12 protein-coding genes and 1 pseudogene are annotated in these 12,469 nt (G+C 69.2%); 6 read left to right on the forward strand and 7 right to left on the reverse strand.

Features of this window, described 5'->3' with window-relative positions:
* The first annotated feature begins 268 nt into the window (after positions 1 to 268).
* Together IE286_RS12325 and IE286_RS12330 are read left to right on the forward strand one after the other, a co-directional pair.
* The gene (locus tag IE286_RS12325; RefSeq protein ID WP_189796713.1) at positions 269 to 1,027 is read left to right on the forward strand and encodes an SDR family NAD(P)-dependent oxidoreductase; all 759 of its coding nucleotides are present in this window, start codon (positions 269 to 271) and stop codon (positions 1,025 to 1,027) included.
* A gap of 94 nt (positions 1,028 to 1,121) precedes the next feature.
* Positions 1,122 to 2,021: an AraC family transcriptional regulator gene (locus IE286_RS12330; RefSeq protein ID WP_189796714.1), complete on the forward strand. Its 900-nt coding sequence runs from the start codon at positions 1,122 to 1,124 to the stop codon at positions 2,019 to 2,021.
* 199 nt (positions 2,022 to 2,220) lie between these two features.
* Here IE286_RS12330 and panD read toward each other — a convergent pair whose 3' ends face one another.
* Positions 2,221 to 2,640: an aspartate 1-decarboxylase gene (panD, locus tag IE286_RS12335; protein ID WP_189796774.1), complete on the reverse strand. Its 420-nt coding sequence runs from the start codon at positions 2,638 to 2,640 to the stop codon at positions 2,221 to 2,223.
* 90 nt (positions 2,641 to 2,730) lie between these two features.
* Positions 2,731 to 2,928: pseudogene (locus tag IE286_RS12340) on the reverse strand (transposase family protein); the annotation flags it as partial.
* A gap of 48 nt (positions 2,929 to 2,976) precedes the next feature.
* On the opposite strand from IE286_RS12340, the gene IE286_RS12345 reads away from it, so the two are divergent.
* Complete coding sequence (locus IE286_RS12345) at positions 2,977 to 3,147, forward strand: hypothetical protein (RefSeq protein ID WP_189796715.1); 171 nt, start codon at positions 2,977 to 2,979, stop codon at positions 3,145 to 3,147.
* A 401-nt stretch (positions 3,148 to 3,548) separates the two neighbouring features.
* Here the strand turns inward: IE286_RS12345 and IE286_RS12350 are convergent, their stop codons facing one another.
* The 4 genes from IE286_RS12350 to IE286_RS12365 form a co-directional block, all read right to left on the reverse strand.
* Entirely contained in the window at positions 3,549 to 4,985 is a 1,437-nt protein-coding gene (locus IE286_RS12350) for an aldehyde dehydrogenase family protein (protein ID WP_189796716.1), read from the reverse strand.
* Positions 4,986 to 5,075: 90 nt separating this feature from the next.
* Positions 5,076 to 5,912: an SDR family oxidoreductase gene (locus tag IE286_RS12355; protein ID WP_189796717.1), complete on the reverse strand. Its 837-nt coding sequence runs from the start codon at positions 5,910 to 5,912 to the stop codon at positions 5,076 to 5,078.
* A gap of 140 nt (positions 5,913 to 6,052) precedes the next feature.
* Positions 6,053 to 7,096 carry a hypothetical protein gene (locus IE286_RS12360; RefSeq protein ID WP_189796718.1) on the reverse strand — a complete coding sequence of 348 codons (1,044 nt, stop codon included), beginning with the start codon at positions 7,094 to 7,096 and terminating at the stop codon, positions 6,053 to 6,055.
* Positions 7,097 to 7,293: 197 nt separating this feature from the next.
* A complete protein-coding gene (locus IE286_RS12365) occupies positions 7,294 to 7,974 on the reverse strand; it encodes an HXXEE domain-containing protein (protein ID WP_189796719.1) in 681 nt (226 codons plus the stop codon).
* Positions 7,975 to 8,267: 293 nt separating this feature from the next.
* On the opposite strand from IE286_RS12365, the gene IE286_RS12370 reads away from it, so the two are divergent.
* Positions 8,268 to 8,780 carry a MarR family winged helix-turn-helix transcriptional regulator gene (locus IE286_RS12370; RefSeq protein ID WP_189796720.1) on the forward strand — a complete coding sequence of 171 codons (513 nt, stop codon included), beginning with the start codon at positions 8,268 to 8,270 and terminating at the stop codon, positions 8,778 to 8,780.
* Between the two features lie 983 nt (positions 8,781 to 9,763).
* Here IE286_RS12370 and IE286_RS12375 read toward each other — a convergent pair.
* Positions 9,764 to 10,417 carry a TetR/AcrR family transcriptional regulator gene (locus IE286_RS12375; protein WP_189796721.1) on the reverse strand — a complete coding sequence of 218 codons (654 nt, stop codon included), beginning with the start codon at positions 10,415 to 10,417 and terminating at the stop codon, positions 9,764 to 9,766.
* 160 nt (positions 10,418 to 10,577) lie between these two features.
* Between IE286_RS12375 and IE286_RS12380 the strand changes: the two genes are divergently transcribed.
* Both IE286_RS12380 and IE286_RS12385 read left to right on the forward strand, forming a co-directional pair.
* The gene (locus tag IE286_RS12380; RefSeq protein ID WP_189796722.1) at positions 10,578 to 11,627 is read left to right on the forward strand and encodes an ABC transporter permease; all 1,050 of its coding nucleotides are present in this window, start codon (positions 10,578 to 10,580) and stop codon (positions 11,625 to 11,627) included.
* Positions 11,624 to 12,469 (forward strand): ABC transporter ATP-binding protein, encoded by an 846-nt coding sequence (locus tag IE286_RS12385; RefSeq protein WP_229862441.1) that lies wholly within the window; start codon positions 11,624 to 11,626, stop codon positions 12,467 to 12,469. Before IE286_RS12380 ends, IE286_RS12385 begins: the two co-directional genes overlap by 4 nt.

The raw sequence follows: 12,469 nt of genomic DNA on the forward strand, positions 1-12,469 counted from the left end.
CACGAAGGTGCGGACGCGAGCGTCACGACGCACGGAGGAAGCCCGTCGGCCCGGAAGCCCGTCGACCCCGAGGCCTGCCCGGCCTCGCGGTCCTCCGTCTCCGCGGACCCCTCCTCCGGTCCCCTGCGGCTGCCGGATGCCACGGCCCGCCGCAGGATCGGGCAAGAGCACAGGAGGATCGTTCTTTGTCCCTGTTCATCGGCGCGGTTGGCTGAACGTGTCACATTCCGTACGGAGCCTGGCTCCGCATGTGCAGGAGGCACGACTGATGAAGGTAGCCGTCGTCACCGGTGGCAGCTCGGGCATCGGCCAGAGCGCGGCCCTGCAGCTCGCCCGGCGCGGGACCGGCGTCATCCTCACCTACAGTTCCAACGCGCGGGGCGCCGAGGACACCGTCAGCCGGATCGAGCAGCTGGGCGGCACCGCCGTGGCGCTTCCGCTCGACATCGGCGACACGACGGCCTTCCCCGCCTTCCGCGACGCCGTGGCCGGCGCACTGCGCGAGACGTTCCAGCGGGACAGCTTCGATCACCTGGTCAACAACGCGGGCTTCGCCGGCGAAGCGCTGATCGCGGACACCACGGAGCAGCAGTTCGACCGGCTTGCCGACGGCCTGTTCAAGGGGCCCTTCTTCCTCACGCGGACGCTGCTGCCCCTGCTGGCCGACGGCGGCGCCATCGTCAACCTGACCAGCAACTCCGCCCTGCGGCACGTCACCGCCCCCGGCTACTCCGTCTACGCCGCATGCAAAGGGGCCATGGCCGTCATGACCCGGTACATGGCCAAGGAGTTCAGCTCGCGCGGCATCCGCGTCAACTCCGTCGCACCCGGCGCCACCCGCACCCGGTTCGCCGACGATGCCTTCGACAAGTATCCGGAGATCATTCCGGAGCTGGCGAAGACGTTTGCGCTCGGGCGGGTCGGCGAGCCGGACGATGTCGGCGCCGTCATCGCCGTGCTCGTCTCCGACGAGGGACGGTGGATCACCGGACAGGACATCGAGGTCTCCGGCGGCCAGAACCTCTGACCGGGGCGGGTTCGGCATGGGTGCGCGCGTGCTCGGACTCCGGGAGACTTCGCCGGAACCGCAGCAGCCCCGGCCCGGGTGCGAGACTGGCGCCATGCTTCTCGATCAGATGAGCGAGCTGCTGAGCCGCCATGCGCGCCCCGACCTGAAGACAGCCATCGAGGGCGTGCACGCGTGCCGGTTCGAGCGCACCGCGCCCCCGGTGGCCGGCATGTCGGGCACGGTCCTCGCGGTGATCGCCCAGGGCGGCAAGCGGCTGGCCTTGCATGATCGTCTGTACGACTACGGGCCGGGACAGTACCTCGTGACCTCGGTCGACCTCCCCGTCACCGGACGGCCGATCGACACGGGCACGCCCACACTGGCGTTCGGCATGGTCCTCAGCCCCTCGGACATCGCCGGACTGCTGCTGGAGGCGGACCCGCGGGATCTTCCGGCACCGGCGCGGTCGGTGCCGCCCGGCATCGCGGTCACCGCCGCCCCGGCAGAGCTGCTCGACGCCATCGTCCGCCTGCTGCGTCTGCTGGACCGCCCCGCCGACCGCACAATCCTCGCCCCGCTGATCAAGAAGGAGATCCTGTGGCTGCTGCTGCGCGGCGAACAAGGAGCCATGATCCGGCAGCTCGGCCTCGCCGACAGCACGCTCGCCCACATCAGCCGCGCCGCCCGGTGGATCCGGGAGCACTATGCGGACAGCTTCCGCGTGGAGGACCTCGCCCGGCAAGCCGGCATGAGCGCCTCCACCTTCCACCGCAACTTCGCGACCGTGACCGGGATGAGCCCCATTCAGTTCCAGAAACAGGTGCGCCTGCAGGAGGCACGGCTGCTGCTCGCCGGCCGCCCCTCCGACATCACGGGCGTCGGCCACGCGGTGGGGTACCACAGCGCTTCGCAGTTCAGCCGTGAGTACCGCCGCATGTTCGGCGTGGCCCCCAGCCAGGACTCCACTCGGCTGAGGGCCCTGCGCACGGCGTCCGCGCCCGCTCTTCCCTGACACCGGAGGGGACACGTCGGCCCGAGGGGACGGCGACGCAGATGCCGCGCCGAGCCGGACGGTGCCGGCCGGCATCGGCCGGCACCGTCCGGCTCGTCTGGCATCGGCCGGCTGGTCTGGCATCGGCCGGCTCGGTCGGCACCGTCCGGCTTCAGTCGGCTTTGATCAGCTCTGGTCGGCTGTGACCAACGCAGACGGGTCAGGCCGAGACGGCCTGCGGGCTGCGCTCCTGGCCACTGCCCGGCACCGGTGCGGACGCATCGTCCCCCAGGGCGACGATCCGGTTGGCGGCGTCGACATGCACGACCCGCGGCTTCAGCGCCCGCGCCTCGGCGTCGGTCACCTGGGCGTAGCTGATGATGATGACCAGGTCACCAGGGTGCGCGAGGTGGGCGGCGGCCCCGTTGATGCCGATGACCCCCGACCCGCGCTCGCCCTCGATGACGTACGTCTCCAGCCGGGCACCATTGGTGATGTCGACGATGTGCACCAGCTCCCCGGGCAGCAGGTCGGCCGCGTCCATCAGGTCCGCGTCGATGGTGACGGACCCGACGTAGTGCAGGTCGGCCTGGGTGACCGTGGCGCGGTGGATCTTGGACTTGAACATTGTTCGCAACATCGGGGCACTCCCACAAGTAGGCTCCCTGCCTGCGTTTTTGCAGGTCAAGGGCTGTTTCGACACCCTACAACGAGTCGCATGTCCGGGCAGCTTCAGGTTCTTCCAGTTCTTCAGCCGTGACAGGGCGTGTTCCACGCGTGCTCGCGCCCGGCGATGGACGGCATTCTTCGCCTCTTGTCGCTGGCTGAGGTACGTCTGGCCCCGTCGCTTGCGGTGCGGGATGAACAGGCCGGTGCCCTGGTAGCCGCCATCGGCGATGGTCAGCGCACCACGGCAGACCTGCGGCAACCACCGGGGGCTTCGTCGTGCTGCCCGGAGGAAACCGTGCCCACGTACGTGACACTCCCCCGCTTCGCCACCGGCCTCCAGCACCTCACCCGCGCCCAGCGCCAGCACTTCCGCCGCGTCGTACGGGAAGCCTTCACCCCCGATCTACGCACCGAGCTGATCCGTCCCGCCCCGGGCATCAAGCGCGTCCGCTGCACCCCGGGCGTCTTCGACCGGTAGTGCCCGCACCGACCATGCCCCGCAAGCAGGTCGAAGTCGTCGACGGACACCTGTTCTCAACGCGCTCGGCACGCGCTGGCGGGTACGGCCGCCGCCGGGATGGGACGGTCGTGCTTCAGGCTCTCGGGCTCACATCAGGGCAGTACCAGACCCCGGCGGCAGGCCCCGGTCAGGGTGAGACGACGTCGGGCTGCCAGCGGTAGTTGGCGAGGACTTCACCCGTCAGCACCAACCACCCAGCAGACCCTGACCTCGCAGACCCTCCACCAGGTGCCGCATCGAAGTCGAGGCACGGAGGCGGGGAGACGCCAGCACGAGCACGACATACACCACCGGACGCGTGGCACGGCGCAGCCGTATGGTTGGCTGCGCCGCGCTGTGCCGGTTGACGGTGCCGCGTTCTACAGCGGGTACTTCTGGTCGCGGTTGAGGGTGACCATCTGGACGGCGGTGAACTCCTTGATGGAGTCGGTGCCACCGAAGCGTCCGTAGCCGCTGTCCTTGACGCCGCCGTAGGGAGTCTGCGATTCGACGGCGATGGTGGGGCCATTGATGTGGACATTACCGGTGGCCCAGCGGGAGGTGAGTGCGAGTGCACCGGTGACGTCGCTGGTGAAGATCGAGCCGGAGAGACCGTACTCGGTGTCGTTGGCGATGGCGAGAGCGTGTTCGGCGTCGCGGGCGCGCACGATGGAGGCGACCGGTCCGAAGGTCTCCTCACGGTAGATGCGCATCTCGGGTGTGACGTGGTCGAGGACCGCGGGACGCAGGAACGTACCGGTGCGTTCGCCGCCGGTGAGCAGGGTGGCGCCCTTGTCGACGGCGTCGTCGATGAGTGCGGTGACGGCGGCGGCCTGGGGTTCGCCGATGAGGCAGGCCACGTCGGTGCCGCCGTCCTCGCGGGGGTCGCCGACCCGCAGGGCGGCGGCGCGTTCGGCGAGGCGGCCGGCGAGTTCGTCGGCGATCGACTCGTGCGCGACGATGCGTCCCGCCGTCATGCAGACCTGGCCCTGGTACATGAAGCTGCTGAACACGGCGGCGTCGACCGCGGCGTCGAGGTCGGCGTCCTGGAGCACGATCATGGAGTTCTTGCCCCCGAGCTCCAGCAGCACCGGCTTGAGATGCCGGGCCGCGAGTTCGGCGACGATCCTGCCGACCTTCGTCGAACCGGTGAAGTTGACGTGACGCACGGCGGGGTGCTCGACGAGGGCGGTGACGATGTCGGCGCCGTCGGCGGGGGCGTTGACGACGACGTTGACGACGCCCTCGGGGAAGCCGGCCTCGGCGAGGATCTCGCCGAACAGCAGGTGGGTGCCGGGGCTGAGTTCCGAGCCGCGCATGACGGCGGTGTTCCCACAGGCCAGCGGCACGGCGACGGAGCGTGACGCGAGGGAGATGGTGCCGTTCCACGGTACGATGCCGAGGGTGACGCCCAAGGGCCGGCGGATGGCCATGTTGAAGACGCCGGGCCGGTTGGACGGGATGATGTCGCCGCCGACCTGGGTGGTCAGCGAGGCGGCTTCGCGCAGGTTGTTGACGCCCATGATGATGTTGTGGCGCACCCATGCCTCGGTCGCGCCGACCTCGGCGGTCATCAGCCGCTGCACGTCGGGGATGCGCTGCTCGAGCAGGTCGGCGGCCCGGTTGAGCAGCCGGCGGCGCTCGGCCGGCGTGGTCTGCGACCAGGCGGGGAAAGCGGCGGCGGCCCGGTCGACGACGGCGGTCGCCTCGTCGACGGTCATGGCGGGCGATGTGCTGGCGACCTTTCCGGTGAGCGGCTCGATCCGCTCGAAGGTGGCGCGGTCCTGGCTCGTGCGGTGGGTTTCGGTGGCGGTCATGGTCAGCCTTCTCCGGTGAGACTTGCGTTATCGGACGTGGTGAGGTGTTCGCAGCGGGCGCCTGTGCCAGGTGTGACGGCAGCGCCCCGCTCAGCCGAGTTCGCGGTGTGCGTACTGGGCGAGGGTGGTGGGTTCGCGATCGAGGAGCCAGCGCAGGACATTGGGGTTGCCGAGCAGCCCGTAGCGGTCGTAGTGCGTGGTCAGCCGGATGAAGCCGTCGACGGTGTAGTCGGGCGCTCCCTGCGGAAGCATGTCGCGGACGTCGATCTGTTCGGCGCGCACCTCGGTACCGCTCGCCTCGGTGAGGACACGGGCGATCCCGTGGCCGGTGAGGGTGTCCGTGCCGCACAGTTCGTAGGTCGCCCAGAGATGCCTCGCGGGATCGGCGAGGACAGTCGCGGCGACCTCGCCCACGTCGGCCAGGTCGACGAAGGACAGCGGCCGGTCCAGGGAGTAGGGCTGCCGGAAGACGCCGGTCTTCACGCAGTCGGCCACGTCCACGTTCTGCATGTAGTGCATGGGCTGGAGGATCGTGAACGGCAGCCGCGAGGCCAGCAGATGGCGTTCGACGGCGAGCTTCGCCTGGTGGTTGAGCAGCGGCTCGATCTGCGGTTGGGTCACCGACATCAGGAGCACGTGCCCGACGCCCGCCTGCTTTGCGGCGTCGATGGCGTTCTGGCCCACGGTGGTCTCGCGAGGGTGCATCGGGGGGCCGATGTGGACCAGGGCGTTGCAGCCCTCCAACGCGCCGGCCAGCTCGTCGGGACGGGTCAGGTCGGCGACGACGGCCTCGCGGGCGCCGTAGGAACGGGCTTCTTCGAGACGGGCACCGGAGTGCACCAGGGCGCGCACGTCGTGACCCGCGGCGGACAGCGCGCGCAGGACGTGCCGACCGGTGGTACCGGTGGCGGCGGTGATCGCGATCATGGACAAGCCTGCCTTCCTGGTGCTGATCAAGCGGTGTTGGGGCTGGCGTCCGCGGGCGGGCGCCCGGTCCTTCACGGGCCCGCAGACCTGTGCCGAGGGCCCCGACCTCTGGCTCCCGCGCGCTGCCGGCCGGCCCGTTGTCAGACCCCGGCGCGGGCCTTGTTCTCCGCCTCCGACTCCTTCTCCCTGTCCGTGTTCGCCGCGCGCAGGGCACCCCTGCTCCCCTTGCGGTCGGCGATGAGGAGGAGGCCCAGACCGCCCAGGACCCAGGCACCCAGGGTCAGAGCCGGAGTGGCGGCGCCGTTGCCGTCGAAGAAGGCGTTGGCGCGCAGCAGGCTGCCGGTCGCGCCCGGCGGCAGGATCTGGCCGAGGGTGGACCAGCCGGTGGGCAGCCAGTGCGGGCCGGTGCTGAGGGCGGACAGCGGGTTGCCCATGAGCATCATGACGGCGCTGCCGATGCCGATGCCGGCGAATCCCATCAGGGATTCCAGGCCGATGAACGTGGTGGCGAGGGCCGCCATCCCCAGGCTGAGACCGAGTGTGGTGAGGGCGAAGTTGCCGTCCACGGTACCGGTGGCGAACTGGAGGAACGCGGTGATCGCGGTACCGGCCACGAGGGAGAAGGCGATGACACCGGCCACACGCGTACGCAGCCCACGGTGTCCCGGGAAAAGACGGGTCAGGACGATGGCAGGGAACAGACTGCCGAGGATCATCGGCAGTGCCGCGGCGGAGAGTCCGGCACCGCGGGGGTCGTCCTGCGTGAAGGGGACGAGGTCGTGGACGGTCGTCGTGGCGTGCTGCCGCTCGGCGACGGCGTCCGCGACGGCGGTCAGCGCGGCGGTGGCCGAGGGGGCTCCCGCGGAGGCCGTGTAGAGCTCGATGCCGCCGTCGCTGACGACCAGGCCTCCGACGACGTCGCGGTCCTGGATCGCGGCGGTGAGGGCGGTGGTGTCCGGATAGGCGGTGACGTGCCACTGGTCGTCGTCAAGTGCCTTGTCGATACTGTGGGTCGCGGCCTGCGACCCGGTGACACCGACGGGAACGGCGTGGGGACCGCTGTTGACGCTGGGCAGGGCGAAGGCGGTGAGCATCAGGGTCACCAGGGCGGCGAGCCCGACGATGATCACCATGAGCCTGCGTGCGGTGCCGGGCGCGGGCCCGGGCATGGTCTGCGTGGACATGGGTGGACTTCCTTCCGGCCCGCCGACCAGAAGGTGGGCCGAGGGCTTGTGCGTGGTGCCGGTGGTGCCGAAGAGGGCGGGCACAACCCGGCCCGCTGCGCTGCAGGGGCAGATGGCGGCTGGCCGGCTCGTCAGACGCTCACTGCCCGGTGCCGGGGAGGCCGGGGGCGTTCTCCGCCTCGTCGAGAGCTGGGCTCTCAGGCGCTCTCCTCGGCCATCTCACTGGTCCCGCCCTTGCCGTGCGGAGCGTGGTGTCCGAGCTGGCGGTCCGGCCAGGAGTAGGGGCTCTTCTTGTCGTGCATGAGGACGTTGGGGGCGACCACGCCGATGCCGATGAAGGCGGCCATGTACGCGAGGCCCTTGGCGAAGTCCGAGCCGGTCGCGCGGTCGCCTTCCTGGCGCAGGGCTCGGAAGTAGGCCACCCCGATGGGGGTGTGCAGCAGGGCCGAGGCCAGGAAGCCGGGGCTGTAGCGGTCGCCGGCCCGCAGCGGAAAGACGATGCCGTGGGTGATCGCCTGGCTGATGCCGAACACCACGGGTGCGATGCCGACCCACTTGTTCTTCGGGAACAGCACCGGGGCGAGGTAGAAGGGGTACGCGAAGGCGGTGTTCACGCACAGCGCCGAGTTGGTGTTCAGCGGGTAGTGGGCGGGGTCCTCGCTCTTGAAGACACCCTTGTTGAACTGGCCGGGGAACCAGCCCGGGTCCTCGTACTCCTCGTACTGGTGAACCAGGACGGCACCGAAGTTCACCAGCGAGAGAAGCTGCGACTTGCTGAGCTTCCCGGAGGCCAGCGCGGCCGTGCCGCCCACCGCCATGGCCAGCACTCCACCCACGCGGGGCCACTGCTTGCGGTATGTGGCCAACAGAGACTTCATGCCCATAACCGATTTCCCTTCCGATCCGGGTGTCGTCACCGCCGAGATACAAGGAGTGACACGTCATGCATTCGACCTCTTTGTCGCGGCAGGTTTCATGCGACCGCGAGCCCCACCGGGTCGCACTCGATTGCCGTCCGCCCCACCCCGCGGTAGCGAGGTACATGCCAGGGCAGGGGCGGTTACTGCCGCTGGCCACAGGCCCGACGGCACCGTGGCGACATCTCCACGGTAGCAAGTAATTGAGATACATCAAGTGCTTGATGAAGACCAAGTGCTGTAAGGTTGATGCCATGAGCAGCAGCCCGGCGCCCGACGCGCCCATCACCGGCGAGCAGATCTTCACCCGTGTCGCCTGGGCACTGCGCCGCGCGGATCTCAATCTGCAGACGGCGAAGGAACGTCCTCTGCGAGAGATCGGCATACCGGGTTCCCACTACTCGGTGCTGATCAGCCTGCAGGTCACCCCGGGGGTGACCGCGGCGGAACTCGCCCGCGTGATAGGCGTTACGCCCCAGGCGGTGGCGCTGCTGGTCGCGAAGCTGACGGCAAGCGGCATGATCGAGCGCCGGACCCATCCGCGGCACCGCAGCGTCCAGGAACTGCATCTCACCGACGCCGGCCGCGAAGAACTGGCGAAGGCCGAGTACATCGTCAGCGACCTCGAACGGCACATCCGCGACTCCCTGGGCGACAAGAGCTACCGGCAACTGCGCGAACTGCTCGGTCAGGTCATCGACGAACTGCCCAACTGGGTTCCGCCACAGACGGACCGAGGCACAGTCGACCCGGCAGCCGATCAGTAGCCGCCCTGAGGCCCACCGGCCGAGCCACCTCCGTTCGAGCGGAGCCACAACACGACGACAGGGCGGAGGCGCCATGGCCACACGCGGCAAAGCGTCCGCCGGACGGTGAGCCGGTGTGGAGCGCGCGTTTGTCTTCTGAGCCGCTTTGACGGACTCATCGCCGGCTGTCGCTGACCGAGCTGAGCCGCCGGTCCGGTGTGCCGCTCAGCCCCGCCCGGCTGGCCTCCCAGCTCATGAAGTGCGGGACCCCGGAGCGGGACGCGTCGGATCGATCCACGATCGGTGTGCGGCCGTACGAGACGGCGGCACTGTGGTTCTCCGCGACGTCGCGACGTCGCGGCCGCCGCATGATCGTGCCGGATCGGGACTCGGGCGGCCCGGGAACGGTCAGGGTCCCACTTGAGCATGGCAATCGGGCCGAGGGTCCCGCGACATGTCGTGCAGTTCCGCACACGGTCCGGTGCTGTCCCCCGGCGCTGTCGCGCAGGATGATGAAGGCGACGATGGCCTGCCCGGTGATCGGGGGCGTTTCACCAGCCAACCGCCCTATGCCTGCGCACTCTTCAGCACGGGCGTGCGGTACGGCTGCGCGCCCACCGACGTTCCATCGGCTCCGTTGCAGTCCCCGCTCGCCCCCGCAGCAGAGCATGAGCTTCTTCTCCGCGCAGATCCGCCTGAGGCGTTCGAGCATCGTCCTGCGCGTCGGAGCCGCCCTCCTCGTGCTGCTTCCCCAGGCCGTTGCGGAAACGGATGGTGCACGGGTGCCGGAACCCAGCCGGCCTGACACGCCACAGTGCTCGAACAAGCCCATTCCTGTGACCAGCGGCTTCAAACAGCTTGGTCATCCGAGGGGCCCCCGTTCCACCAACGCCGCGAAACCGGCAGCACACTCCCTCAGCCGCAACATGGCGTCTCATCACCTGAGAACGCTCGAACCCTCGCTCTGCCAATGCCTTCCAGATCTCGGGAAAAGCTCAGTTCGCCTACTCCGTCGGCACGGCGGGCAACCTTCCGGTCAGGTAATGCTGGATGACAGGGCCCACACAGGCCACAAGTTGTTCGATGTCGGCCCTGGCCAGCGGCGCCACGCCAAGGATGTGGCGGCCGATGACCAGACCGGCCAGATGGCTCGCAGCGAGGGAGACTCGCAACTCGGGTCGGTCACGCCGTGAAGCGGCCACCAGCGGCCCCAGCAGGTGCGTCGCGAGGAACTGACCGAGTGCGTCGGCCGCGCCCTCGTCGGAGAATACGGAGCGGATCATCGCTGACAGCGGAGTGCGCACATTCTGGTCCCGCCACGCGGTCAGGAACAGGCGGACCACGTGCTCGCCCATGTCGTCGGGATCGGTGCGGATGAGCGCGGAGACCTGGTCACGCAGGTGCAGGGGCAGCCTCAGTGTCGCGCCGAACAGGTCACGCTTGCTGCCGAAGTAGTGGATGACCAGGGCCGGGTTGACATCCGCGTCGGCGGCGATGGCGCGGATGGTGGTACTGGAGTAGGACCCCCGCGCGAAGTGCTGACGCGCCGAGTCGAGTATGCGGTCACGGGTCGTGGTGTCTCCGGCCCGCCGTCCCGCAGGACGGCCGACTCTTCGGCGCGGAGACGGTACGGGGGCGGTGGAATGCGGGTCACTCACACAGAGATCGTAATTAATTAAACGCCAGTTGCAATAGTTCGGACGCTGTTCCTACGCTGACGGCCTCTCAGGCGCAAGCCGCCTGGGACGGTCAGAGTTGGGCACGCCCCGCTCTTCTGGGTGCGGTGTACAGAACAAGGCGGTGGGCCCGGTGTGGGCGATGATCCTCAAAGAGTTTCTGGAGTTGCGGCGGGACCGGCGGACGATGGTGATGATCATCGCCCTGCCGCTCGTGCTCCTGGTCGTCTTCGGCTACGCGGCCAACTTCAAGGTCACCGACGTGCCGACATACGTAGTCGGCCCCAAGGCCGAGCAGGTCGCCGCCCAGCTCAGGGCACCGTTCGATGTCCAGAGGATCGACCCTGACGACACGGAACAGGACGGTAAGGACGCGCTGCGCTCGCAGGACGCGGGCGCGGTCGTGGTGACCACGGACGCAGCTGGACCCTCGACGGTCCTCATCGACGGGTCGAACCAGTTCGCCGGGCAGTCCGCCGCCGCGGCGGCGCTGGCCACCAACGGCATGCTGAAGCCCGAGGTCCTGTACAACCCGGACCTCAAGACGTCCTGGGTGATGGTCCCCGCCCTGGTCGGCATGATCATGGCGTTCATCGGGACGATCATCACTGCCATCGGCCTGGTACGGGAACGGCAGGCGGGCACACTGGAACAGCTCGCGGTGATGCCGTTCAAGGCCTCCGACGTCATCGTGGGCAAGATCGTGCCCTACTTCGTCCTCGCCGCCTTCGACATGATCCTGGTGACAGTCCTGGGCTGCCTGCTCTTCGGCGTGCCCTTCACGGGCAACGCCCTCGTGCTCGCCCTCGGCGCCGCCCTGTTCCTCTTCACCGTCCTCGGCCTCGGCGTGCTGATCTCGTCGGTATCCCAGAACCAGGGCCAGGCCATGCAGATGGCACTGATGACAATGCTGCCGCAGATCCTGCTCTCAGGAATGATCTTCCCGCTGTCGGCCATGGCAGCGGGAGTGCGCTGGATCGGCTACCTCTTCCCGCTCACCTACTTCAACATGATCTCCAACGGCGTCATGCTCCGGGACGCCCCACTCCCCTCGCTCGCCATACCCCTGGGTGTGCTGGCCGGTATGGCCCTGCTGGTGTTCACCGCCGCCGTGCTCCGTTTCCGCCGCGACCTCGCACCAGCCGCACCCAAGGCCGCCCGCACCCCCGCCACGGCCAGGAGCGCGCGATGACCCACACGGACACGGCTCCAATGGCCTGGGGAACGAACAAGGTCACCGTCACCTTCGGGAACACCACCGCCCTGCGCGAAGTCACACTCGACGCGATACCCGGCCAGGTCACCGCCGTCGTGGGCGGGGACGGCGCCGGCAAGACCACCCTGCTGCGCACCCTCGTCGGCCGGATCCGCCCGCAGTCGGGGCAGGTGAGCGCACCCGCATCGACGGACTGCGGGTTCATGCCCACCGGCGCCTCCGGCGTGTGGCAGGAACTCACCGTCGACGAGAACATCGATTTCGTCGCCGCCGCCCACCATCTCACCGGCCGCGAACTCGCCCGGCGGCGCGCGGAACTGCTGACCGCAGCGGGCCTCGAGAAGGCCACCGACCGTCTGGCCGGCGCCCTCTCCGGTGGCATGCGCCAGAAGCTCGCCTTCTGCCTGGCGATTCTGCACCAGCCCAGGCTGCTGATCCTTGACGAACCGAGCACCGGCGTCGACCCGGTCAGCCGCGTCGACCTGTGGCGGCTGATCTCCAGAGCGGCCGCAGGCGGCGCCGCGGTCGTCATGTCCACCACCTACCTGGACGAGGCGGAACGCTCCTCCACCTGCATCGTCCTGAACCGAGGCAAGGCACTGGCCTCGGGATCGCCCCAGACGATACTGACCCACGTGCCCGGCACCGTCACCACCGGAACAGCACCATCCGGGCCTCCGGAACTGTCCTGGCGCCGCGGTCGGCAGACCCGCTCCTGGCACGCCGGTCCCGCTCGCCCGGGAGAACAGCCGATCCTGGCCGACATGGAGGACACCGTCATCGCCCTCGCCCTCGCCGACCAGCGCCAGGAGTCCTGA

This window comes from Streptomyces thermodiastaticus (genome assembly GCF_014656135.1).
In the GTDB taxonomy this organism is placed as follows: domain Bacteria; phylum Actinomycetota; class Actinomycetes; order Streptomycetales; family Streptomycetaceae; genus Streptomyces; species Streptomyces thermodiastaticus.